Origin of the sequence: Streptomyces sp. Root1310, assembly GCF_001426425.1 — a bacterium.
Lineage (GTDB): Bacteria > Actinomycetota > Actinomycetes > Streptomycetales > Streptomycetaceae > Streptomyces.
On the sequence record NZ_LMEQ01000032.1, the window covers coordinates 230,771 to 253,815 of the forward strand.

Below are 23,045 nucleotides of genomic sequence, written 5' to 3' on the forward strand. Positions count from 1 at the left end.
TAGGTCTTCGGTATCAGTGCTGGTCACTATTGGTGTGATCACCTACGTGATCTTCACGGTGGTCTTCGCCGTGATCTTCGCTTCCGTTCCTGCTGCCGCCGTTGCCCGGGTCTCTGCTCCGGTCGTCGGCGCGGCCCTCGCCGTGGCGCTGCCTGTGGGCCTCCTCGACGTGGTCTTCATGATGGCCTTCGAGCGGGCCTTTGAGCTGGTCTCCGAGGTGGCCTTCGGTACGCAGCCTGAATCTCTGGAGCTTCCCGGTCGCCGTGCGCGGCAGCGCGTCCAGGAAGACGAACTCACGCGGACACTTGTACGGGGCCAACTCCTCCTTGAGGAAGGCGCGCAGTGCCTCCGCGTCGCGCCGGGCGCCCGCCCGCAGGACGAGGAACGCCACGACCACCTGCCCCCGCCGCTCGTCGGGCCGTCCCACGACCGCGGCCTCGACCACGTCCGGGTGTCGCAGCAGCGCCTCCTCCACCTCGGGCCCCGCGATGTTGTACCCGGCCGAGATGATCATGTCGTCTGCGCGGGCGACGTACCGGAAGTAGCCGTCGGCCTCACGGACGTACGTGTCGCCGGTGACGTTCCAGCCGTCGCGCACGTATTGCCGCTGGCGCGGGTCGGCGAGGTAGCGGCAGCCGACCGGGCCGCGCACGGCGAGGAGTCCGGGCTTGCCGTCGGGCACGGGTCTGCCGCCGGGGTCCTGCACGCGCGCGTGCCAGCCGGGGACGGGGACGCCGGTCGTGCCGGGCCGGATGTCTTCGTCGGCGGCCGAGATGAAGATGTGCAGCAGCTCGGTGGCGCCGATGCCGTTGATCAGCCGGAGCCCGGTCCGCTGGTGCCAGGCCCGCCAGGTGGCGGCGGGGAGGTTCTCGCCGGCGGAGACGCAACGGCGCAGCGAGGAGATGTCGTGCGCGTGGGGGAGTGCCGGGCCGTTCGGGCCGTTCGGACGGGTCGAGCCGTTTGCGCCCGTCACGTCGTTCGCGCCCGTCAGGTCGTGCCTGCTGTTCAGGTCGTCGAGCATCGCGCGATACGCGGTGGGAGCTGTGAACAGCACGGTCACCCGATGTGCGGCGATCGCGGACAACAGTTGCCGGGGGCCCGCCTGTTCGAGCAGCAGCGAGCTGGCGCCGGCCCGCATCGGAAAGACGACCAACCCGCCGAGGCCGAAGGTGAAACCGAGCGGGGGACTGCCGGCGAAGACATCGTCCGGAAGCGGTTTCAGTACGTGCCGCGAGAAGGTGTCGGCGATCGCCAGTACGTCCCGGTGAAAATGCAAACAGCCTTTCGGGCGTCCGGTGGTGCCGGAGGTGAAGGCGATCAGTGCCACATCGTCGGAAGCGGTTTCGACAGCCTGATACCGCTCTTGCGGCGCCGGCCGGTTCAGCAGGTCGTCGGGAGCGTCACCGCCGTACGTCGTGATCCGGAGCCCGGGTATTTCCGCCTTGGCGAGGTCGTCCACCGTCCTGATGTCACAGAGAGCGTGCCCCACCCGCGCGATCTCGCACATGGTGCGCAGCTCGTTCGGCCGCTGCTGGGCCAGAACGGTGACCGCGATCGCGCCCGCCTTCAGTACCGCCAGCCAGCAGGCCGCCAGCCACGGCGTGGTGGGACCGCGCAGCAGCACACGGTTGCCGGGGACGACTCCGAGGGCGCCGCTGAGCAGATGCGCGATCCGGTCGACGCGGGCCCGCAGCTCGCCGTACGTCCAGGAGGGCCCGGAGCCGGTGTGGAACACGGGCCGGTCCGGGGCGGCGTGGTCGAGCAGCTCGGCCGCGCAGTTCACCCGGGCGGGGTAGTCCAGTTCGGGCAGATCGAAGCGGAGGTCGGGCCAGTGGCCGGGCGGCGGAAGGTGGTCGCGCGCGAAGGTGTCGACGTGGGCCGAGACGTTCATGGGCGTTCGCCCCCTTGCCTGGATGGACTGTCCGGCTGGGCTGCCCCGGGCGGGCGTCGTCTTGGGGTCGCGCAAGGAGCGTAGCGCGTTGGTGACGACAGTCAACGGTACGCGATACCGTCGGGGGTGGGCGTAACCGTCCGGGCAGCGCATACGGGGGCACGAACACGTCAGGAGCCGGCGCAGCGGAAGCAGGCAAGCGGGAAACAGGCAAACGGAAACAGGCAACGGGAAAACAGCAACGGCAGCAGTGGCAGTAACAGGAACGGCAGAAACAGGAACGGCAGAAACAGGAACGGCAGAAACAGGAACGACAGGAACAGGAACGACAGGAACAGGAACAGCAGGTCACGTACGGCAGAGGGGACAGGCGATGCCCGCATTCTCGCTCAAACCGGCACAGGCCGCCTGGTGCGCCGAACTGCGTGCCCTTGCCGCCGAACGGCTGCACCCACTCGCCGAGAAGGGCGAGCCGGGTCGCGTCAACCGCCCGCTCGTCGCCGAACTCGGTCGGCTCGGCCTGCTGTCGCGACTGTTCACCTCCGGTGCCGTCGACCTCTGCCTGATGCGCGAGTCCCTCGCGTACACCTGCACGGAGGCGGAGACCGCGCTCGCGCTGCAAGGGCTGGGCGCGCATCCGGTCCACGCCCACGGCAGCCTTGCCCAGCGGCAGTACTGGCTGCCCCGCGTCACCGACGGCACCGCGATCGCCGCCTTCGCGCTGAGCGAGCCGGGCGCGGGCTCGGACGCGGCGGCCCTGTCTCTGGCCGCCGAGCGGGACGGACCGGACGGCTGGCGGCTCACCGGGGAGAAGTGCTGGATCTCCAATGCTCCCGAGGCCGACTTCTACACCGTCTTCGCCCGCACCACCCCGAGGGCCGGCGCCCGCGGCGTAACCGCTTTCCTCGTTCCTGCCGACCGTGCGGGTCTCACCGGCTCCGCGCTCGACATGCTCTCCCCGCACCCCATCGGGGCCCTCCGCTTCGATGCCGTCCCGGTCGCGGCGGACGACGTGCTCGGCGAACCCGACCGCGGTTTCCGGGTCGCCATGGGGACCCTCAACCTGTTCCGCCCCAGCGTCGGAGCTTTCGCCGTCGGCATGGCGCAGGCCGCCCTCGACGCGACCCTGGTCCACACCGCCCGACGGGACGCCTTCGGCGGCAAGTTGCGTGACCTTCAGACGGTGGCCCATCAGGTCGCCGAGATGGCTCTGCGCACGGAGGCCGCGCGTCTGATGGTTCACGCGGCGGCTTCGGCGTACGACAGCGGAGCCCAGGACGTCCCGAAGCGGGCCGCCATGGCCAAGCTGTTCGCCACCGAGACCGCGCAGTACGTCGTCGACACGGCCGTCCAACTCCACGGCGCTCGGGCCCTACAGCGCGGCCACCTCCTCGAGCACCTCTACCGGGAGGTGCGCGCGCCACGGATCTACGAAGGTGCCAGCGAGGTCCAACGCGGCATCATCGCAAGGGAGTTGTACGCCGAACTCGCCGACCTGGAGGCCAGGTGACCATCGAACGCGTCAACCCGCCCGAACTCTCCCCGCCCCTCGGCTTCTCCCATGCCGTCGTCGCCGCCGGTGAGCGGATCGTCTTCCTGGCCGGCCAGACCGCACTCGATACCGACGGGAAGATCGTGGGGGAGACGTTGCCGGAGCAGTTCAATCGGGCGCTGACGAATCTGCTGGCCGCGCTGACGGCGGCGGGCGGTGCGGCCTCGGATCTGGCGCGTGTCACCGTCTACGTCACGGATGTCGCCGCCTATCGCGAGCGAGCTTCTGAACTGGGCGCGATCTGGCGGGAAGTGGCGGGACGCGACTATCCGGCGATGGCGGTCGTCGGGATCGTGCGCCTCTGGGACGAGCAAGCACTCGTCGAACTGGACGGGTTCGCGGTACTCGGGTGAACCGGGGCCGTCACCGGTGTCAGCTGCCAGATTCGGTAACCGGTATCGGCGGCCCGTTTCCGTAACCCGTTTCGGTAACCGGTATCGGCGGTCCGTTCTGTAATCCGGGCCAGCGGTCCGTTTCGTAACCCGTTTCCGTAACCGGTATCGGCGGTCCGTTGCTGTTGCTGTTGCCGTTGCCGTAGCCGTATCGCGACGGGTTTCCGTAACCGTTTCCGGCAAGCAGGCGCGGTAGCTCGGTTCGGTAACCGATGTCAGTAACCGGCTCGGGTGGAGGCGGACGTCGGGCCCGTCCCGATGATCAAGGTCAGGCGGCGACGGCCAGCGCTCCGGCGGTCACCCGGTGCGGGTCCACGACCCGGCCGTCGGGCAGCAGTTCGCCGGAGTCGTCGAAGACGATGGTGCCGTCACACAGCAGGCTCCAGCCCTGCTCGGGGTGGGCGGCGACGATGTGCGCGAGGTGTACCGGCCGGGCGCCGGCAGAAGCGCTGGGAAGCTGGTGGGAACACATGGAGCACCTCCACGTCGGTGGGGTCGGCCGTCCGGTCGGCCCCCATGGACAGACCATGCGCCCGTCCCGCCCGCATCTCCAGAGGGTGCCCGCAAGCGTGACAGCACCAGGACAAGTCCAGGACCGTTCGTCGACGACAGGTGCGGACTCGCCACCGAAGGAGTGACGATCACCGCCCCGGGCGCGCCCGCCCGGTACCAGTGGAGGCCCCCACAACAGGAGGTTCTCCCATGTCGTTGCGTCCCGCCCTCTCCGCGGCCGTCGGTGCCGTACTGCTCCTGCTCGCCGTCCCGACGGTCACGGCCACCGCCGATCCGTCGGAGTCCGTCACCGTCGACCCGGTCGGCGGCATCGCCTCGGACGGCACCATCACCCTCTCGGGTACCTACCGCTGTCTCGGCAACACGGGTCCCGTCTTCGTCAGCTCCTCCGTCGGCCAGGGTTCCGGGAAGGTACGGCACGGCATCGGCGGCACCCGCGCCCTGTGCGACGGCGCCGAGCACGCCTGGAAGAACACCGGCAAGGCCGGTCCGGCCGACCTCGAACCCGGTGCGGCCCACGTCGAGGCCACACTGATGGAGCTCCGCCCCCAGGGCGGCCTGCCGCTGCCCCGCTTCCACGCGGCGCAGGAGCGGGACATCACGCTGACCACCACGCTGACCACCGGCTGAGCATCCGGTCCTGGGCGGCGGGCCCCCTGACGGGCACGGGAGGGCCGGCTCCCAGCTCCGTCTCAGACCGGGTAAGCGTGGGTCTGTGTGGCCTTCACCGCCGCCCAGACCGGTGCCCCCGGGTGCAGATCGAGTTCGGCCGCGGCGACCGTAGTGAGGTCCGCGGCGAGCGGGAGTTCGCCGGTGAGGTCGGCGCGGATCTGGTCGCCGTGCGTCTCCAGGCCTGCGACCTCGCAGTGCCAGAGGTTGCGGGCGCTGGCGCCGGTCGGGCGGTCGCGGTAGAGGGTGACCGCGCTCGGCGGGAACGCCACGAACACCGGGCCGGACAGGACCTCGGTGGTGGTGATGGGCGAGCCGGCGTCGAGGCGGACGGTGTGACCGTCGGCCTCGCCCCGGTAGAGGTTCAGGCCGACCAGCTGGGCGATGTAGTCCGTACGGGGATGGCGTGCGATGTCGGAGGGCGCCCCCTCCTGGACCACCCGCCCGTGCTCGACGACGACCAGCCGGTCGGCGAGCACCATGGCGTCCAGCGGATCGTGGGTGACCAGGACGGCCACGGCCTCGAACTCGGCCAGGTGGCGCCGGAGTTGGGCGCGGACCTCCAGCCGGGTGCGGGCGTCCAGGGCCGCCAGCGGCTCGTCGAGGAGCAGCAGCCGCGGTCGGGTCGCCAGCGCACGGGCCAGCGCGACCCGCTGGGCCTGGCCCCCGGACAGCCTGCGCGGCTTGGCGCCGGCGTGCGCCGCCAGACCCAGCCGGTCCAGCCACTCGGCGGCCTGGGCACGGGCCGCCGCCTTCGTCGCGCCTTGGCAGCGGGGCCCGAAAGCCACGTTGTCCAGGGCGGTCAGGTGCGGGAAGAGCAGGTAGTCCTGGAAGACGACACCGACCGGGCGGGACTCCGGCGGCGTACCGTCCAACGCGCTGCCGTCCAGGCGTAGCCGGCCGTCGGTGAGCGGCGTCAGACCGGCCAGGGCGCGCAGCGCGGTGGTCTTTCCCGCGCCGTTCGGACCGAGCAGGGCGACCACCTCACCCGGCGCAACGTTCAGCGCCACGTCGAGCCGGAACGCGCCGCGCTGCACGACCAGGTGGGCGTCGAGCCCGTCCGTGGAGGAGCCTGCGCGGCGGACGTCGAGCCCGTCCGGGAACGTGTCGGCGCGGTGGCCGTCGCGGAGGTCGCGCGGGTCGCGGACGGCCCGGGAGCCGGCGGCGGCCTTCCCGGGCTCGGGCTCGGGCTCGGGCTCGGGCGAGGGCGGGGGCTCTGGCTTGGTCATCCCGCTGTCATCCAACGGTCGCGCAGGCCCGCCAGCACCGCGACGGACACGACCAGCAGGACCAGGCTGAGGGCGATGGCGGCCTCCGGGTCGCTCTGCAGGGCCAGATACACGGCCAACGGCATGGTCTGGGTACGGCCGGGGAAGTTGCCGGCGAAGGTGATCGTCGCGCCGAACTCGCCCAGCGCCCGGGCCCACGCCAGAACCGCGCCGGCCGCGATGCCCGGCGCGATCAGCGGCAGCGTGACCCGGCGGAACGCGGTGAAACGGGAGGCGCCGAGGGTGGCGGCCGCCTCCTCGTAGCGCGGGTCGGCGGCGCGCAGGGTGCCCTCGACACTGATGACGAGGAACGGCATGGCGACGAACGCCTCGGCGACCACGACCCCGGCGGTGGTGAACGGGAGCGTGATGCCGAACCAGGAGTCCAGCGTCCTCCCGACGATGCCGTTGCGGCCCAGCGCCATCAGCAGCGCCACACCACCGACCACCGGCGGCAGGACGAGCGGCAGGGTGACGAGGGCCCGGACGAGGCCCCGACCGGGGAACTCGACGCGGGCCAGCAACCAGGCCAGCGGCACACCGACGACCAGACTCACGGCGGTGGCGGCGGTGGCGCAGACCAGCGACAGCCGGAGCGCCTGCCACACCTCGGCGCTGGTCAGCAGCTCGGGCAGACTGCGCCACGGGGCCCGCACCAGCAGGGCGATCAGCGGCACGACCAGAAACGCCACGCCGATCAGCGCGGGCACGAGCAGGGGCAGCGGCGCGCCGCGCACCTGGGCCCGGACACGCCGGCGCCGCGGCCCACCCCGGACGGTGTCTGCCGCGACATCGGACCTGCCGGTCGGGAGGGTCACGGCTGGAGGAACCCGGCCTCGGTCAGGACCTTCCGGCCCTCGGCGGACTGCACCAGCGCGATGAACGCCTTGGCCGCCTCGCTGTTCTGCGCGTCCTTGAGCTGGACGATCGGGTAGTCGTTGACGGCGTCTGCCGACTCGGGGAACTCCACACCCTCCACCTTGTCACCCGCCGCGTGCACATCGGTCTTGTAGACGACGGCGGCGTCGGCCTCCTTCAGCTCCACCTTGGTCAGGGCGGCCTTGACGTCCTGCTCGTGGGAGACGGGGGTGAGCTTCAGCTTGCTCGCGTCGAGGGCCTTCTGGGCGGCGGCGCCGCAGGGCACCGTCTTGTCGCACAGCACGACCTTCAGGCTCGACTTGGTGAGGTCCTTGAGGGAGGCGACCTTGTCGGGGTTGCCCGGCAGGGTGGCGATCTCCAGCTGGTTGCGGACGAAGGTGGCGGGCGTCCCCGAGGCGTCCCCCGCGTCTGTGACGATCTTCATCGTCTTGGGGCTGGCGGACGCGAACACGTCCGCCGGGGCGCCGCCGGTGATGCTCGCGGCGAGGGAGTCGCTGCCGCCGAAGCTGAAGGTCACCTTCGTACCCGGGTGCGCCTTCTCGAACTGCTTGCCCAGCGTCGTGAAGCTCTCCTTCAGCGAAGCGGCGGCGAAAACGGTGACTGTGCCGGACAGCTGGTCCGACGCGGACGCGGACGCAGACCCGGAGGCGGCGGAGTTCGCGTCCGTCGACGAGGAGTCGTCGGACGACGAGCAGGCGCTCAGGGCCAGCAGCGCGGTGACTCCCAGGGCGGCCACCTGCATCGGTCGGCCGGTCCGGCGCGCGGTACGGGTCATCACGGGTCCACTCCCTCTGGTCCTGACGGACACAATCACGTGTGGTCCTGACGGACCATCCACGGTCTCTCGACGACCACGTTGGTCGGGTTGATCACGGCAACCGCCGGACCACCGGGCTCCGGCTCCGGTTCATCGGCCGGCTCGCGGCTGGCCGGCGCCAGTGAGTTTCCCGCCGTCGACCAGGCACCTCACGGTGTCGGCGTTGACACCGGGCAAGGCGGCGGCGTCCCCGATCCGGTAGGTGTGCATGCGCTGATGATACTGCCGCAGATGCAAGGTAAAAGTCTCCTGTCACTTCGCATGAGCCGGGACCGAGATCGTTCGGGGTGGCATGTGCGTTTGCACGGCAGGCAGGTCCGGGTGCGGTCATCCAGGAGGTGGTAGCCCGTGCCCCAGTCCCTCGCAGCCGCCGGTACGACCGCCGGTACAGCCGCTGAAACGGTTGCTGAAACGGTTGCTGAAACCGCCCCGGAAACCTTCGCTGAAACAGCTACTGAAACCTTCGCCGAAACAGCCGTCGGCGCGGCTGGCGGTGCGGCTGTCGGTCCGGTGGCGGAACTCGTCCTCGTCGGCGATCCGACCCGGGCGGCCGGACTCACGGTGCCCGATCTGCTCGGCTGGCCGCAGCATCAGGCCGAGGTGACCTTCGCGTGCGCCACCAGCGGCGTCCGGCACCACCGTTTCACCGGACCGCTGCTGCACGACGTTCTCGTGGACGCCGGCCCCGCCTTCGACCCGACCCGGCGCAAGGACCGTCTGAGCTTCCTCATCGCGGTGTCCGGGGCGGACGGTCACCACGCCCTGCTGGCCTGGGCGGAGATCGACCCCGACTTCGGGCGCGCGCCCGTCCTCCTCGCGGTCACCATCGACGACACCCCGCTCGACCGCGCCGGACCCCAGCTCGTCCTTCCGCAGGACCGCTGCGGTGCCCGGCACATCAGCGGCGTCAGCGCGATCCGCGTGGACGGCGGCTACAACTCGTGGGCGTGATGCTGAGCGATTCCTGCCGCGACGAGCGAGAGCGCCCCGTGAGCCGGGGGCAACCGGCCGGCGTCCTGGTCGTCCCGTACCGCCCCCCCCGCCCGGGGCGGTGATCGCGACGAAGCCGAGGGGCCGCGTGGTCGAGGGGCCGTATGGCCGAGGCGCGCGTGATCGAGGGTCGCGTTGACGAAGCCGGGGCGCCGGCCGAGCACGCCGCGACGGGCGGCACCGGTGTGTCCGGCGCGTGCCCGCGGCCGACGTCCGTCCGGTCACCGCCGGGCCTGACCGGTGGCGGCCACGGCTGCTCCGCGTGCTCAGGCCCGGTCGATGTGCACGTTCGTCGACTTCACCCGGGCGGTGGCCTCCACCCCGACCTCCAGCCCCAGTTCCTCCACGGCCTCCCGCGTCAGCAACGACACCAGCCGGTGCGGCCCTGCCTGGATCTCCACCTGGGCGGCGACATCACCGAGTTTCACGGCCGTGACGATGCCGGGAAACGCGTTGCGGACCGAGGTGTACGAGGCACCCTCCTCGCCGCCGCCGGCCTTGGCCAGCTCCACCGAGAAGGCAGCCAGATCCCTGCCGTCGATGAGGCGTCGCCCGCCCTCGTCCCGGTGTGTGGCCACCCGGCCCGCGTCAGCCCACCGCCGCGCGGTATCCGGACTCACCCCGAGCAGACGCGCCGCCTGGCCGATCGTGTAGGACTGCATAGGCGCCAAGATAGGCGATCAACGGCCACCCGACCGTCCGCAGGGGTGTGCGTCCCTCCGACGCAGGGAAGAGCCGAGGCCCGCTTCCCCGACCCAGGTTCAGAAACCCAGGTTCAGAAACCCAGGCTCAGAGAAAACCCACAGTGCCGCCGCGCCCCCTCCGAACCTGCGCCCGCGCCCGTGCGGATCGGAGAAGACGCGGCGGCACTCGTCCGTCAGATGTCCCGGAAGATCTCGATCTGCGCCCCGACGGAGTTCAGCCGCTCGGCCAGGTCTTCGTAACCGCGGTTGATGACGTACACGTTGCGCAGCACCGACGTGCCCTCCGCCGCCATCATCGCCAGCAACACGACGACCGCGGGACGCAGGGCCGGCGGGCACATCATCTCGGCGGCCCGCCAGCGCGTCGGCCCCTCGACCAGCACCCGGTGCGGGTCGAGGAGTTGGAGTCGTCCGCCGAGCCGGTTCAGGTCGGTCAGGTAGATCGCGCGGTTGTCGTAGACCCAGTCGTGGATGAGGGTCTTGCCCTGCGCGACGGCCGCGATGGCCGCGAAGAACGGGACGTTGTCGATGTTCAGCCCGGGGAACGGCATCGGGTGGATCTTGTCGATCGGCGCCTCCAGCTTGGAGGGCCGGACCGTGAGGTCGATCAGACGGGTGCGGCCGTTGTCGGCCGGGTACTCAGGCGTGCGGTCGTGGTCGAGCCCCATCTCCTCCAGGACCGCCAGCTCGATCTCCAGGAACTCGATCGGCACCCGGCGCACCGTCAGCTCCGACTCCGTGACGACGGCGGCGGCCAGCAGGCTCATCGCCTCGACCGGGTCCTCGGACGGCGAGTAGTCGACATCGACGTTGATGTCGGGCACGCCGTGCACGGTGAGCGTGGTGCTGCCGATGCCCTCGACCCGTACCCCGAGCGCCTCCAGGAAGAAACACAGGTCCTGGACCATGTAGTTGGAGGAGGCGTTGCGGATAACGGTTGCACCGTCGTGCCGGGCGGCCGCCAGCAGAGCGTTTTCGGTAACCGTGTCCCCGCGCTCGGTCAGCACGATCGGCCGGTCCGGGCGGACGGCGCGGTCGACGACGGCGTGGTACTGGCCCTCCGTCGCCGCGACCTCCAGCCCGAACCGGCGCAGCGCGATCATGTGCGGTTCGATGGTCCGCGTACCGAGGTCGCAGCCACCGGCGTACGGCAGCTTGAAGTGGTTCATCCGGTGCAGCAGCGGGCCGAGGAACATGATGATGGAACGCGTGCGTACGGCGGCCTCGGCGTCGATCGCGGCCATGTCCAGCTCGGCCGGCGGCACGATCTCCAGGTCGACACCGTCGTTGACCCAACGGGTCCGTACGCCGATGGAGTTCAGGACCTCGAGGAGGCGGTAGACCTCCTCGATCCGGGCGACCCGGCGCAGCACCGTGCGCCCCTGGTTGAGCAGCGAGGCGCACAGCAGGGCCACGCAAGCGTTCTTGCTGGTTTTCACGTCGATCGCGCCGGACAGCCGCCGACCGCCCACCACCCGCAGGTGCATCGGTCCCGCGTAGCCCAGAGAGACGATTTCACTGTCCAGAGCTTCACCGATTCGAGCGATCATCTCAAGGCTGATGTTTTGATTGCCTCGCTCGATGCGGTTGACGGCACTCTGGCTGGTTGCGAGCGCCTCGGCCAGCTGCGCCTGTGTCCAGCCCCGATGCTGCCGGGCGTCACGGATGAGCTTGCCGATGCGTACGAGGTAGTCGTCTGCCATGGGGTTGAGGTTATCTCAGATATGAGATGGCACCTCTTGGGGGGTCCATTCGGGTGACGTCTCGTCAATGGTGCCTCTCCTTACGCGTACGCCGCCACCCGAAAGGTCCGGGCAAATCAACCGATGTCGTACGACGTCCGGTGCTGCTGTGCGTGTGACGCGGTCCGTGCTTGCCGCCGCCGGTCGTGATCGACCAGGAATGACGATTGATGTTCAGGCGCACCCCGGGGAGGATGCGGAAACTTTTGCGGAAGGTGAGGGGCATCGGGCCTCCTTGGTTGCGTGGCGTCCGTCCGCACCCGTCTACCCCGAGTCGGCGGGCTCATGACCGGGGCGCCTTCAATACCCCTCACCTCGACGCTCGTTCAGGCGTCGACGTCCCGCACCGCCATTACCGCCACCGTCGCGTACGGTGCGGTGAAGCTGCGCCGGGCCGGCCTGGGCTGGGTCGGAACGGGCCGGATCGGAGTTGCCGGGCCGGAAACCGATTTCGTGAGCGAGCGGAAGTACGCGCGGATCGAGCGGGAGGGAGGGTTTCCGCCGACCGCTTTCTGCCGACGGCTCCTACGACACCTTCGTCGATAACGGTTACCCGGCTGATCCGGGACCAGCGTCCGGAGGCGGCGCGATTGCGGCTCGGGCGCCCGGAACGCGGTTGCGGATCAGGTGGAGGGGTGTCCGGACGCCGGATCCCGGCGGCAGTGCCGTCCAAGACGCGGTTCGGCGTGCCGCCCTGGGTGTCGACGTCTTCGAGGGTCCCACGAAGGGCCTGGTTCCGGCGGAGGCGGAGCTCTCGGAGGACGAGGAGGCGCGGGCCTTCGTGCCGCCTCCGCGGTGCGTGGCCGAGGTCACGGACGGCGTGCGCTTCACCGGCGGCATACTCGTCACCGCTTCCCGGCGGGCGCTGCCGGCCTGACCGCCGAGTACGGCATCCGGCTTTCCCCGGGAGCGGACAGCGAGCCCGGGCATGACCATTCAGCCCCCATGTACTAGAGTTATCTCGACATCGAGATATCTGCCGAGGCGCCCCGCAGCCGCCCACCCTGGTAAGGGTTACCTAACTTAGCCTGACCTTAGCGGATCGGCCAAGTCTGCGTGGCGGCAGGATGCGGTGGTAAGCGCACATCAATGAAGGAGACTGTCGTGTCGGCGAACAGCTTCGACGCCCGCAGCACGCTGCAGGTGGGCGACGAGTCGTACGAGATCTTCCGGCTGGACAAGGTGGAAGGCTCGGCTCGCCTTCCGTACAGCCTGAAGGTGCTGCTGGAGAACCTGCTCCGAACCGAGGACGGCGCGAACATCACCGCCGACCACATCCGTGCGCTCGGCAACTGGGACTCCCAGGCCCAGCCGTCGCAGGAGATCCAGTTCACGCCGGCCCGCGTGATCATGCAGGACTTCACCGGCGTGCCCTGTGTCGTCGACCTCGCCACCATGCGTGAGGCCGTCAAGGAGCTCGGCGGCGACCCTGCGAAGATCAACCCGCTGGCCCCGGCCGAGCTGGTCATCGACCACTCCGTCATCGCCGACAAGTTCGGCACCAACGACGCCTTCGCCCAGAACGTCGAGCTGGAGTACGGCCGCAACAAGGAGCGCTACCAGTTCCTGCGCTGGGGCCAGACCGCCTTCGACGAGTTCAAGGTCGTCCCGCCGGGCACCGGCATCGTCCACCAGGTGAACATCGAGCACCTCGCCCGCACGGTCATGGTCCGCAACGGCCAGGCCTACCCCGACACCCTGGTCGGCACCGACTCGCACACCACCATGGTCAACGGCCTCGGCGTCCTCGGCTGGGGCGTCGGCGGCATCGAGGCCGAGGCCGCGATGCTCGGGCAACCGGTTTCGATGCTGATCCCGCGCGTCGTGGGCTTCAAGCTCACCGGTGAGCTCACCCCCGGCACCACCGCCACCGACCTCGTGCTGACCATCACCGAGATGCTCCGCAAGCACGGTGTCGTCGGCAAGTTCGTCGAGTTCTACGGCCAGGGCGTCGCCGCCACCTCGCTCGCGAACCGCGCCACCATCGGCAACATGTCGCCGGAGTTCGGCTCCACCGCCGCGATCTTCCCGATCGACGACGAGACGCTGAAGTACCTCAAGCTCACCGGCCGCTCCGAGCAGCAGGTCGCGCTCGTCGAGGCGTACGCCAAGCAGCAGGGCCTCTGGCTGGACCCGCAGGCCGAGCCGGACTTCTCCGAGAAGCTCGAGCTGGACCTCTCCACGGTGGTCCCGTCCATCGCCGGCCCGAAGCGCCCGCAGGACCGCATCGTCCTCGCGAACGCCGCCGAGCAGTTCAAGACGGACGTGCTCAACTACGTCGACACCGCCGACGAGGCGGGCAAGGAGTCCTTCCCGGCCTCCGACGCCCCGGCCAACCACCCCAACGGCGCCCCGTCCAACCCGGTCACCGTGACCGCCCCCGACGGCTCGACGTACGAGATCGACCACGGCGCGGTGACGGTCGCGGCCATCACCTCCTGCACCAACACCTCCAACCCGTACGTCATGGTCGCCGCCGCGCTCGTCGCGAAGAAGGCCGTGGAGAAGGGCCTGACCCGCAAGCCGTGGGTCAAGACCACGCTCGCCCCGGGTTCGAAGGTCGTAACCGATTACTTCGACAAGGCGGGCCTCACCCCGTACCTCGACAAGGTCGGCTTCAACCTCGTCGGCTACGGCTGCACCACCTGCATCGGCAACTCCGGCCCGCTGCCGGAGGAGGTCTCCAAGGCCGTCAACGACCACGACCTCGCGGTCACCTCGGTCCTCTCCGGCAACCGGAACTTCGAGGGCCGGATCAACCCCGACGTCAAGATGAACTACCTGGCCTCCCCGCCGCTGGTCGTCGCGTACGCCCTCGCGGGCTCCATGAAGGTGGACGTCACGCGCGACGCGCTCGGTGTCGACCAGGAGGGCAAGCCGGTCTTCCTGGCCGACATCTGGCCCTCCGAGGCCGAGGTCAACGACGTCGTGGCGAACGCCATCGGCGAGGACATGTTCAACAAGTCCTACCAGGACGTCTTCGCGGGCGACGCCCAGTGGCAGGCGCTGCCGATCCCGACCGGCAACACCTTCGAGTGGGACGCCGAGTCGACCTACGTCCGCAAGCCCCCCTACTTCGAGGGCATGACGATGGAGACCACCCCGGTCTCCGACATCGCCGACGCGCGCGTCCTGGCCAAGCTGGGCGACTCGGTCACCACCGACCACATCTCCCCGGCCGGTGCGATCAAGGCCGACACCCCGGCGGGCAAGTACCTCACCGAGCACGGCATCGAGCGACGTGACTTCAACTCCTACGGTTCGCGCCGAGGCAACCACGAGGTCATGATCCGCGGCACCTTCGCCAACATCCGCCTGCGCAACCAGGTCGCGCCGGGGACGGAAGGCGGTTACACCCGCGACTTCACCCAGGCCGACGCGCCGGTGTCGTTCATCTACGACGCCTCGCGCAACTACATCGAGCAGGGCATCCCGCTGGTCATCCTGGCCGGCAAGGAGTACGGCTCCGGCTCGTCCCGCGACTGGGCCGCCAAGGGCACCGCGCTGCTCGGCGTCAAGGCCGTCATCGCCGAGTCCTACGAGCGCATCCACCGCTCGAACCTCATCGGCATGGGCGTCATCCCGCTGCAGTACCCGGCGGGCCAGTCCGCCGAGACCCTCGGCCTGACCGGCGAGGAGGCCTTCTCCATCGCCGGCATCACCGAGCTGAACGACGGCACCACCCCCGCGACGGTCAAGGTCACCACCGACACCGGTGTGGAGTTCGACGCGGTCGTCCGCATCGACACCCCCGGTGAGGCGGACTACTACCGCAACGGCGGCATCCTGCAGTACGTGCTGCGCAGCCTGATCCGCAAGTAACCGATCGGGCAAGCGGTTCCGCAACCGATCAGGCAAACGGTTCCGCAAGCAGTACGGCACGGTAGTGGAGGGCCGCATCCCCGTCAGTGGGGGTGCGGCCCTCCGCCGTGCCGCCCGGACGTTGGGCCCCGCGGCCGAGCAGTGCCGCTACCCCTTCGGACCACGGCAGTCGGCAAGCGGTCGGCAGGCAGCCGGCGGACCTGCCCGGGGCCGGGAAGGAAAGCCGTGCGCCGCCACGGGCCGGCCCGCATGGGAGGAGCCCCGTTTCACACGGCTTCGGCTCAGTCGGAGCACAGGGTTCCCCCAGCCAACCGGGACAGGATCAGGACATGGCTGGCATCTCCGGTACCCGAAGCGGACGGGTCCGCGTTCTGATCGTCGACGACGAGCCCGCGCTCACCGAAGTGCTCTCCGTGGCCGTCACCGAGGCGGGCTGGCGCCCCTACCCGGCGGCCGACGGACACAGCGCGCTCAGGATTGCGCGCGGCTGCGCCCCGCACGCCGTCGTCCTCGACGGCATGCTGCCCGACCTCGACGGCGTCCAGGTGCTGCGCCGTCTGCGCTACGAGAACCCCGAGCTGCCCATCCTCATGCTCACCGCCCGCGACGCCCTGGAGTTCCGTATCGACGGGTTGGCGAACGGGGCCGACGACTACGTCACGAAACCGTTCTCGCTCGAAGAGGTCGTGCTGCGACTGCGCGGGCTGCTGCGCCGGTCCGGTGCCGAACGGACCCGCACCGACGACTCCGTACGCGTCCTCGGCGACCTGGTGCTGACCGGCCAGTCCCGTGAGGTGCACCGGGACGGTTCGCGGATCGCCCTGACCGCCAAGGAGTTCGAACTGCTCAGCCTGCTGATGGAGCACCCGCGGCAGGTCCTGAGCAAGACACAGATCCTCGATCACGTCTGGACCAGTTCCTTCGACGGCGGCGGAAACCTCGTCGAGGTGTACATCTCGAGCCTGCGCCGCAAGCTCGACCGGGGACGTTCACCCATGATCCACACCGTGCGCGGACTGGGGTACGCCATCAGGCCGGTGGAGGACGGAAGATGAGGACCCGTCCCAGCAACGTCCGCCCGCGTGCTGCCGGTTCGAGGACCGCCCGTCCGGCAGACGCCCGTTCGGCCGGTACTCGTCCTCCCGACGCCTGTCCGACCGATGTCCGTCCCGGGAGTGCGCGCCGGTGGGATCTCCGCAGGACGGATGCCCGTGCCCGGGGCGGTTCCCTGCGCACCCGTCTCCTGATCTTCATCAGCGTGGTTCTCGTCGCCGTGTGCGCCGTGATGGCACTCACCACCGTTTTCGCACAGCGTGCCTACCTGCTGGGCAACCTGGACGACCGTGTCACCAACGCCGCGGAACGCAGCCTGGGCGGTGCCTCCCTCCACCCGGACCTGACGCGGGACCTCACCTTCCTCAACGAGAGCGGCCATCCGGCCGGGATGCTCGCCGCCCGTCCGGACGCGGACGGCACCGTCCTCGCGGCGGCGACGGTGGGCCAGGACGCTCCGCCGCAGAACCTCACGGAAACCCAGATCGCGGCTTTGAAGGGCATCGCGCCCGACGGCCACCTGCACACCAGGACCATCCCCGGCCTCGGCACCTACCGCTTCACCGCGCTCGACAACAACGGTGTACGCGTTCTCACCGGCCTTCCCATGGACGACGTCCAGGACATGATCAGCGGCCTGGTGGTCGTGGAGGCGGTCGTCGCCGCGGTGGGCCTGACGGTGGCCGGCTGCGTGTGCGCGGTGGTCATACGACGGCAGCTGTGCCCCCTCGGCAGGGTCGCCGCAACCGCCGTCGAGGTCTCCCACGCCCCGCTCTGCCGCGGCGAGGTAACCGGTCTCACCCGTGTTCCCGAACGGGACACCGACCCGGGAAGCGAGGCGGGTCAGGTGGGCGCCGCCCTGAACCGGATGATCGACCACGTGGAGTCCTCGCTCGCCGAACGCCAGCGCAGCGAGGAGCGGATGCGCCGCAGCGAGGAGCGCATGCGCCGCTTCCTGGCCGACGCCAGTCACGAACTGCGCACCCCTCTGGCCTCCATCGCCGGATACGCGGAGCTGATGAACCGGGGCACGGACCGCATCGAACCCGGACTGGCCTGGCGCCGGGTGACGGCCGAGTCGGCGCGGATGACGGGCCTGGTGGAGGACCTGCTGCTGCTCGCCCGGCTGGACGAGGGCAGACCGCTGCAATCCGCAGAGGTGGACCTCGCGGCGCTCGTCGCCGAGACGGTGTGGGACGCCCGGGCCGCGGGCAGCGGTCACGACTGGCAACTGGAACTGTGCCTGGACGAGGCGCCCCTGGTCCTCGGCGACGAGGCCCGACTCCACCAGGTGGTCGCCAACCTGTTGGCCAACGCACGGGTGCACACACCCGCCGGCACGAGTGTCGTGGCGGTGGTGGAGGCACGACGGGGGACGTGCGCGGTGCGTGTCCGGGACGACGGTCCCGGCATCCCGCCCGACCTCCTTCCCACGGTCTTCGAACGCTTCACCCGCGCCGACGCGTCACGGGCCCGCGCCACCGCGGGCAGCGGCGCCGGCCTAGGCCTCGCCATCGTCGCGGCGATCACGGCGGCCCATGGCGGTCACATCGACGTGCACAGCGAACCGGGCCGCACGGAGTTCACGGTGGAGCTGCCGCTCACGGGGGAGACCGGCGCGGACACCCTGACCCGGACTCCACGGCTGTCGGTGCGATGAGCTGAACGCTGCCGAGGCACTCGGGTCGGCAAGCCCTGTCGCACCACGCGGGGACGTCCCTCAGCTTGATCCCCACGCGCTGCCGACCCGTGCCCTCGGCCGTCCGGGTTCGCCGATCCGGCTTGGTACTGCACAGCGCGGGCCGCACACCCGACGGCAACGACTACGGCAGGGAGCTTCTGCGCCGGCACCTCCGGAGGTCCCCGCACCACCACTGACAGCCGACGTCTTCGCAGCAGCATCGTATGTGCCGGTTTACAAGTGGGCCGTACGGCGCTACCTTCCGCCACAGGTGAAGTGGGAGCGCTCCCATATCCGCTCGCGTCCGGCGGACCGGAACCTGTCGGGCTCGGGTCCGGGAGGCTCCCACTTCACGCCCCCACACCCGCATCCGCAGTGCACCCCATGCACGCACGGTCCGTACACGGAAGGCGGACTCACTTGCCATGCAATCTGTCATGATCGCGCCAAAAACACGGTCGAGATTACGCACCCGGGCCCTGCTCCTCGTCCTCCTCGCCCTGCTGGCCACCGTCCCCGCCCTGGGCCTGATCGTCACGACCGGCGGCAAGGCCGAGGCTCACGGCACCCCCATGAAACCCGGCAGTCGCACGTTCCTGTGCTGGCAGGACGGGCTGACCGACACCGGTGAGATCAAGCCGGTCAACCCGGCTTGCAAGAACGCGCAGCAGGTAAGCGGTACCACGCCCTTCTACAACTGGTTCTCGGTGCTGCGCTCCGACGGGGCCGGCCGCACCCGCGGCTTCGTGCCGGACGGTCAGCTGTGCAGCGGCGGCAACACCAACTTCACCGGTTTCAACGCGGCCCGCAGCGACTGGCCGCTCACCCATCTCACGTCCGGCGCGAGCGTCGACTTCTCCTACAACGCCTGGGCCGCGCACCCGGGTTGGTTCTACGTCTATGTGACCAAGGACGGCTTCGACCCGACCCAGACCCTCACCTGGGACGCGATGGAGAGCCAGCCCTTCCTCTCCGTCGACCACCCGCCGCTCAACGGCAGTCCGGGTACGGTCGAGGCCAACTACTCCTGGACCGGTCAACTCCCGGCGAACAAGTCCGGTCGGCACATCATCTACATGGTCTGGCAGCGCTCGGACAGTGCCGAGACCTTCTACTCCTGCTCCGACGTTGTCTTCGACGGCGGAAACGGCGAGGTGACCGGCATCCATGAACCGGGCAACCCGACCGAACCCGTTCCCGGCACCTGCACCGCCACTCGGCGGACGACCAACAGCTGGACCGGTGGCTACCAGTCCGAAGTGACCGTCACCAACTCCGGTGACGTTCCGATGCTCGGCTGGATGGTCGACTGGACGCTGCCCGGCGGTCAGTCGGTGGCCAGCCTGTGGAGCGGCAACGCGACGTACAACGGGCAGGCGGTGATGGTCCACAACGCCGACTGGAACGGCTCGTTGAGTCCGGGCCAGAGTACGACGTTCGGATACGTCGTCACGGGTTCGGGCGGCGACAGCGCGACCAGCCTTCCCTGCAGGGTCGGCTGAGCGGGATCAGCTCAGGGCGGGCCCGGTGGGCGGTGAGCCGCACGCCCACCGGGCCCGCGAGCCGGGCCTGCCCCAAGGGGGGAGCGGGGCGGTCCGGGGTGTCCCCGCCCGGACGGTGCCACGGACGGGGATCGCGATGCGACAACGTTGTCTGAACGTCGTGTGGACGACCTTACCGGGTCAACGCGTGTAGGAGCCAACCGAGTTGGGGACGCTTGGCCGGGAAACGCCCTCCGGCGCCGAGATGGCCCTCGTGTCTGCTCGGTCAGGGTGTGTGTGATCGTCCCGGCCCGAAGCGCGGAGCCCCACCGCGGCGCCCCCATCGGAATTCCGGCATGCCGTGCAGCACCGGCTGTCGCGGGAGAGCGGTGACGTGATGCGGACGTCAGCGTCGCAACGTCGCCTCGAGCCAGCGGAGTTGGCGTGCCACCTGCTCCCCCTCACCACCCTCGTGACCGTTGAACGGATACGCGTGCATCTCCCTCCGGGGATCGGCGCCGCCGCTCAGCTCTCCGTACCGGTTGAACGCGGCGTACGCCCCGCTCGGCGGGCAGACCGTGTCGCGCAGGCCGGTGCCGAAGTGGGCGGGGGCCTGGGCGCGGCGGGCGAAAGAAACACCTTCCACGTAGGAAAGCGTGCGGTATGCGGTTTCTTCGGAGCCCCGGTGGACGGAGAGGTAGGTGGCGATCTCGCCGTACGGACCTGTGTCGGTGAGGTCCAGAGCGCGCCGGATCCCGCACAGCAGTGGCGCCGTGACCAGGACGGCACCCAGGTCGGGGACCAGACCCGCGACAGCGAGGGCGAGTCCGCCGCCCTGGCTGTTGCCGGCGGCGACCGTGCGGGTGGAGTCGACGCCGGGTAGCGCACGAGCCGCCGCCACCGCTCGTACCGCGTCCGTGATCAGACGCCTGTAATGGTAGTCGTGCGGGGAGCGGAGGCCGCGCGTGACCGGACCGGGGCCGCCGGGCGCGGTGGCGTGCGGGTCGGGAGTGGCGCCCCCGTTGCCGTACTGGTCGCCCTGGCCGCGGTTGTCCATCAGCAGATGGGCGTAGCCGGCGTTCACCCAGGTCAGGCGCTCGTGGGGGAGACCGCGGCCACGTCCGTAGCCGACGTACTCGACCACGACCGGAAGCGGTTCCCGAGCGCCGGCCGGCAGGCTGAACCAGGCGCGCACCGGATCCCCCGCGAAGCCCCGGAACGTCACGTCCCAGGTGTTCGTGAGACGGAGACCGGTTTCGACGGGCTGCAGCGACACCAGCGGGGCCAATGGCCCGGCCTCCTTCAGGGTGTCCTTCCAGAAGGCATCGAAATCGTCGGGCTCGTCGGGCTCGGGGCGGTGTCGTTCCAGCTCCGGCAGCGGCAGGTCGAACGCGGGCACGGGGACACCTCGCAGGGGTTGGGAGCGATCGATCGTTGCGTAGGTGAGACAGAAATTTGCGGTGGACCGTAGCACTCAACCTCCCCGTTCTACCCGACCGCTGACGGAATCCAACCCCATGCCTCGTCCCACCAGTCCGCCGTGCAGCACCCATTGACAGCGCTTTCCATGACCCCTTACGTTGCCGCAGAGTTACCGGTAAGGGCACGAAAGTTTCGAGATCACGCGCTGAGCATCGAGCGTGTCGAAGAACGCCCCGGGAGGCCCGAGCATGAGCACCTCCACCACATCGGCCCCACCCCCAGGAACGCAGGACCCGCCGCCCAAGACCCGGCACGGTCCCGCACCGGTCATCGCGCGCCGCGGCTGGCGGCGGGCGATGCGCCGGGACTGGCAGCTGTACTCGCTGGCCGTGCTGCCGCTGCTGTTCTTCCTGGTTTTTCGTTACCTGCCGATGATCGGAAACGTGATCGCGTTCCGCCGCTTCGAACCCGGCGGTTCGATCCTGGGGGAGCGGTGGGTGGGGCTGCGCTATGTGCGGATGTTCCTGACCGACCCCACCTTCTGGCAGGTCTTCCGCAACACCCTGTGGCTCGGCGGACTGACGCTCGTGTTCTGTTTCCCCATCCCGATCGTCCTGGCGCTGCTGCTCAACGAGGTGCGCCGACGCTCGCTGAAACGGTTCGTGCAATCGGTTTCGTACCTTCCGCACTTCCTGTCGGTCGTGATCGTCGCGGGCATCACCATGCAGATGCTGGCCACGGACGGCCCGGTCAACCATGTGCTGGATCGGCTCGGCCACGATCCGGTCCGCTTCATCCAGGAACCCGGCTGGTTCCGCACGATCTACGTCGGCTCGGAGATCTGGCAGACCGCCGGATGGGGCACGATCCTCTACCTCGCTGCGCTCACCACGATCGACGAAGACCTCTACGAGGCGGCCCGGATCGACGGCGCGAGCCGCTGGCGGCAGATCTGGCATGTCACGCTGCCCGGTATCCGCCCCACCATGATCACGTTGCTGATCCTGAACATCGGCACGTTCCTGGCGGTCGGCTTCGAGAAGGTCCTGCTGCTCTACAACCCGCTGACCTACCCGACGGCTGACGTGGTCTCGACCTACCTCTACCGGGCCGGCGTGGAGTCCAACAGTTTCAGCTACGCCGCCGCGATCGGTCTGTTCGAGGCGATCATCGGGCTGGTGCTGGTCACCGGAGCGAACCAGCTGTCGCGCCGCACGGTGGGGACGAGCCTGTGGTGAGCCTCCTGACGTCCCGTGCTCCGCGTCCGCGCACCTCCGTGAACCAGCCCACGCGTGGCTACCGGGTCTTCCAAGGCGTGAACGGTGCGATCCTCACCCTGGTCGTGCTGGTGACCCTCTATCCCTTCGTCAACATCATCGCCCGGTCGTTCAGCGGCGAACGCCAGATCCGCGCCGGTGAGGTGACCCTGTGGCCCGAGGGGTTCAACCTCACCACCTACAGGATCGTGTTCCAGGACTCGATGTTCTGGCGAAACTACGGAAACACCGTTCTCTACACGGTCGTCTCCACCGTCGTCGCGATGACACTGACGACCTGCTATGCCTACGTCCTGTCGAAGAGGAACCTCAAGGGGCGGGGTGTCCTGGTCGGCGTCGCCGTGTTCACCATGTTCTTCACCGGCGGGCTGATCCCGAACTACGTCCTGGTCACGAGCCTCGGCCTGAAGAACTCCATCTGGGCGATCGCGCTGCCCAACGCGATCAGCGTCTTCAACCTGCTGGTGATGAAGGCGTTCTTCGAGAGCCTGCCGACGGAACTGGAGGAAGCCGCGGAGATCGACGGTCTGAGCACCTACGGCATTCTGCTCAGGGTCGTGCTGCCGTTGTCCAAGGCGGTCATCGCGACGATGGTGCTCTTCTACTCCGTGTCCTTCTGGAACTCCTGGTTCTCCGCGTATCTCTACATGGACCGGACCGAACTCATGCCGGCCACCGTCTATCTGCGCAACCTCATCTCCGGTGCCACCACGGGCGGCAACGCGGGCGCCGGTACGGAACAGCTCAGTCAGGTGGGGGCCAACATCCAGGCGGTCACGATCGTGCTGACGTCGTTGCCCATCCTCTGCGTCTACCCGTTCGTCCAGCGCTATTTCGTCTCGGGCGTGATGCTCGGCGCGGTCAAGGGCTGAGAGCCGTCCCTCTTACGGAA

At 69.6% G+C, this 23,045-nt stretch carries 21 protein-coding genes; 11 read left to right on the forward strand and 10 right to left on the reverse strand.

All coding sequences use genetic code 11. The features are described 5' to 3' along the window. Positions 1–13 precede the first annotated feature (13 nt). Positions 14–1,891 carry an AMP-binding protein gene (locus ASD48_RS34290; RefSeq protein WP_242432817.1) on the reverse strand — a complete coding sequence of 626 codons (1,878 nt, stop codon included), beginning with the start codon at positions 1,889–1,891 and terminating at the stop codon, positions 14–16. 170 nt (positions 1,892–2,061) lie between these two features. Next, entirely contained in the window at positions 2,062–2,274 is a 213-nt protein-coding gene (locus tag ASD48_RS34295; protein WP_057605763.1) for a hypothetical protein, read from the reverse strand. On the opposite strand from ASD48_RS34295, the gene ASD48_RS34300 reads away from it, so the two are divergent. Next, positions 2,265–3,401 (forward strand): acyl-CoA dehydrogenase family protein, encoded by a 1,137-nt coding sequence (locus tag ASD48_RS34300; RefSeq protein WP_057605764.1) that lies wholly within the window; start codon positions 2,265–2,267, stop codon positions 3,399–3,401. The two genes, ASD48_RS34295 and ASD48_RS34300, sit on opposite strands and share 10 nt — an antisense overlap. Continuing rightward, the gene (locus ASD48_RS34305) at positions 3,398–3,796 is read left to right on the forward strand and encodes a Rid family hydrolase (RefSeq protein WP_057605765.1); all 399 of its coding nucleotides are present in this window, start codon (positions 3,398–3,400) and stop codon (positions 3,794–3,796) included. Before ASD48_RS34300 ends, ASD48_RS34305 begins: the two co-directional genes overlap by 4 nt. A gap of 307 nt (positions 3,797–4,103) precedes the next feature. On the opposite strand, the gene ASD48_RS34310 is transcribed toward ASD48_RS34305, so the two are convergent. Next, complete coding sequence (locus ASD48_RS34310; RefSeq protein ID WP_057605766.1) at positions 4,104–4,307, reverse strand: DUF5999 family protein; 204 nt, start codon at positions 4,305–4,307, stop codon at positions 4,104–4,106. Between the two features lie 230 nt (positions 4,308–4,537). Here ASD48_RS34310 and ASD48_RS34315 point away from each other — a divergent pair, with 230 nt between their 5' ends. After that, the gene (locus tag ASD48_RS34315) at positions 4,538–4,978 is read left to right on the forward strand and encodes a DUF6299 family protein (RefSeq protein ID WP_057605767.1); all 441 of its coding nucleotides are present in this window, start codon (positions 4,538–4,540) and stop codon (positions 4,976–4,978) included. A gap of 62 nt (positions 4,979–5,040) precedes the next feature. On the opposite strand, the gene ASD48_RS34320 is transcribed toward ASD48_RS34315, so the two are convergent. From ASD48_RS34320 to modA, 3 genes are read right to left on the reverse strand one after another with little or no spacing between them, the layout of a single operon-like run. Continuing rightward, positions 5,041–6,246 carry an ABC transporter ATP-binding protein gene (locus ASD48_RS34320; protein WP_079074148.1) on the reverse strand — a complete coding sequence of 402 codons (1,206 nt, stop codon included), beginning with the start codon at positions 6,244–6,246 and terminating at the stop codon, positions 5,041–5,043. Continuing rightward, positions 6,243–7,103 (reverse strand): molybdate ABC transporter permease subunit, encoded by an 861-nt coding sequence (modB, locus tag ASD48_RS34325; RefSeq protein WP_057605768.1) that lies wholly within the window; start codon positions 7,101–7,103, stop codon positions 6,243–6,245. The genes ASD48_RS34320 and modB overlap by 4 nt, the downstream gene beginning before the upstream one ends. Then, positions 7,100–7,939, reverse strand: a complete 840-nt coding sequence (gene modA / locus ASD48_RS34330; protein ID WP_057605769.1) for a molybdate ABC transporter substrate-binding protein — start codon at positions 7,937–7,939, stop codon at positions 7,100–7,102. Before modA ends, modB begins: the two co-directional genes overlap by 4 nt. A 552-nt stretch (positions 7,940–8,491) precedes the next feature. Here modA and ASD48_RS34335 point away from each other — a divergent pair. After that, positions 8,492–8,932 carry a hypothetical protein gene (locus ASD48_RS34335; RefSeq protein WP_057605770.1) on the forward strand — a complete coding sequence of 147 codons (441 nt, stop codon included), beginning with the start codon at positions 8,492–8,494 and terminating at the stop codon, positions 8,930–8,932. Positions 8,933–9,237: 305 nt separating this feature from the next. On the opposite strand, the gene ASD48_RS34340 is transcribed toward ASD48_RS34335, so the two are convergent. From ASD48_RS34340 to ASD48_RS42805, 3 genes are all read right to left on the reverse strand, one after another. Beyond that, entirely contained in the window at positions 9,238–9,633 is a 396-nt protein-coding gene (locus tag ASD48_RS34340) for a helix-turn-helix transcriptional regulator (RefSeq protein WP_057605771.1), read from the reverse strand. A 215-nt stretch (positions 9,634–9,848) separates the two neighbouring features. Continuing rightward, positions 9,849–11,378, reverse strand: a complete 1,530-nt coding sequence (locus tag ASD48_RS34345; RefSeq protein ID WP_057605772.1) for a UDP-N-acetylglucosamine 1-carboxyvinyltransferase — start codon at positions 11,376–11,378, stop codon at positions 9,849–9,851. Between the two features lie 64 nt (positions 11,379–11,442). Continuing rightward, entirely contained in the window at positions 11,443–11,643 is a 201-nt protein-coding gene (locus ASD48_RS42805) for a DUF4236 domain-containing protein (protein ID WP_079074149.1), read from the reverse strand. 390 nt (positions 11,644–12,033) lie between these two features. Between ASD48_RS42805 and ASD48_RS43890 the strand changes: the two genes are divergently transcribed. The 5 genes from ASD48_RS43890 to ASD48_RS34370 all read left to right on the forward strand — a co-directional run bounded on the left by ASD48_RS43890 (position 12,034) and on the right by ASD48_RS34370 (position 19,475). Then, on the forward strand, positions 12,034–12,294 hold the full coding sequence (locus ASD48_RS43890) for a hypothetical protein (protein WP_057605773.1): 261 nt from the start codon (positions 12,034–12,036) through the stop codon (positions 12,292–12,294). 227 nt (positions 12,295–12,521) lie between these two features. Further along, a complete protein-coding gene (gene acnA, locus ASD48_RS34355; protein WP_057605774.1) occupies positions 12,522–15,239 on the forward strand; it encodes an aconitate hydratase AcnA in 2,718 nt (905 codons plus the stop codon). A 329-nt stretch (positions 15,240–15,568) separates the two neighbouring features. After that, positions 15,569–16,294 carry a response regulator transcription factor gene (locus ASD48_RS34360; RefSeq protein WP_057605775.1) on the forward strand — a complete coding sequence of 242 codons (726 nt, stop codon included), beginning with the start codon at positions 15,569–15,571 and terminating at the stop codon, positions 16,292–16,294. Between the two features lie 230 nt (positions 16,295–16,524). Then, positions 16,525–17,952 carry an ATP-binding protein gene (locus tag ASD48_RS34365; RefSeq protein ID WP_079074190.1) on the forward strand — a complete coding sequence of 476 codons (1,428 nt, stop codon included), beginning with the start codon at positions 16,525–16,527 and terminating at the stop codon, positions 17,950–17,952. 446 nt (positions 17,953–18,398) lie between these two features. Further along, entirely contained in the window at positions 18,399–19,475 is a 1,077-nt protein-coding gene (locus ASD48_RS34370; RefSeq protein WP_242432818.1) for a lytic polysaccharide monooxygenase, read from the forward strand. A 385-nt stretch (positions 19,476–19,860) separates the two neighbouring features. Here the strand turns inward: ASD48_RS34370 and ASD48_RS34375 are convergent, their stop codons facing one another. Beyond that, a complete protein-coding gene (locus ASD48_RS34375; RefSeq protein ID WP_057605777.1) occupies positions 19,861–20,853 on the reverse strand; it encodes an acetylxylan esterase in 993 nt (330 codons plus the stop codon). 271 nt (positions 20,854–21,124) lie between these two features. Here ASD48_RS34375 and ASD48_RS34380 point away from each other — a divergent pair, with 271 nt between their 5' ends. Together ASD48_RS34380 and ASD48_RS34385 are read left to right on the forward strand one after the other, a co-directional pair. Further along, positions 21,125–22,114, forward strand: coding sequence for an ABC transporter permease subunit (locus ASD48_RS34380; RefSeq protein WP_057605778.1), 990 nt, complete (start codon positions 21,125–21,127; stop codon positions 22,112–22,114). Positions 22,115–22,152: 38 nt separating this feature from the next. Continuing rightward, positions 22,153–23,025 (forward strand): carbohydrate ABC transporter permease, encoded by an 873-nt coding sequence (locus tag ASD48_RS34385; protein ID WP_057606100.1) that lies wholly within the window; start codon positions 22,153–22,155, stop codon positions 23,023–23,025. The last annotated feature ends 20 nt before the right edge of the window (positions 23,026–23,045 follow it).

Coding starts and splice junctions, on each gene's coding strand:
- modA (WP_057605769.1), bottom strand. CDS start 7,939: ATGACCCGTACCGCGCGCCGGACCGGCCGACCGATGCAGGTGGCCGCC.
- ASD48_RS34380 (WP_057605778.1), top strand. CDS start 21,125: ATGAGCACCTCCACCACATCGGCCCCACCCCCAGGAACGCAGGACCCG.
- ASD48_RS34360 (WP_057605775.1), top strand. CDS start 15,569: ATGGCTGGCATCTCCGGTACCCGAAGCGGACGGGTCCGCGTTCTGATC.
- ASD48_RS34320 (WP_079074148.1), bottom strand. CDS start 6,246: ATGACCAAGCCAGAGCCCCCGCCCTCGCCCGAGCCCGAGCCCGAGCCC.
- ASD48_RS34370 (WP_242432818.1), top strand. CDS start 18,399: ATGCAATCTGTCATGATCGCGCCAAAAACACGGTCGAGATTACGCACC.
- ASD48_RS34300 (WP_057605764.1), top strand. CDS start 2,265: ATGCCCGCATTCTCGCTCAAACCGGCACAGGCCGCCTGGTGCGCCGAA.
- ASD48_RS34315 (WP_057605767.1), top strand. CDS start 4,538: ATGTCGTTGCGTCCCGCCCTCTCCGCGGCCGTCGGTGCCGTACTGCTC.
- ASD48_RS34310 (WP_057605766.1), bottom strand. CDS start 4,307: ATGTGTTCCCACCAGCTTCCCAGCGCTTCTGCCGGCGCCCGGCCGGTA.
- ASD48_RS34295 (WP_057605763.1), bottom strand. CDS start 2,274: ATGCGGGCATCGCCTGTCCCCTCTGCCGTACGTGACCTGCTGTTCCTG.
- ASD48_RS34340 (WP_057605771.1), bottom strand. CDS start 9,633: ATGCAGTCCTACACGATCGGCCAGGCGGCGCGTCTGCTCGGGGTGAGT.
- ASD48_RS34365 (WP_079074190.1), top strand. CDS start 16,525: ATGGCACTCACCACCGTTTTCGCACAGCGTGCCTACCTGCTGGGCAAC.
- ASD48_RS34345 (WP_057605772.1), bottom strand. CDS start 11,378: ATGGCAGACGACTACCTCGTACGCATCGGCAAGCTCATCCGTGACGCC.
- ASD48_RS34290 (WP_242432817.1), bottom strand. CDS start 1,891: ATGAACGTCTCGGCCCACGTCGACACCTTCGCGCGCGACCACCTTCCG.
- ASD48_RS42805 (WP_079074149.1), bottom strand. CDS start 11,643: ATGCCCCTCACCTTCCGCAAAAGTTTCCGCATCCTCCCCGGGGTGCGC.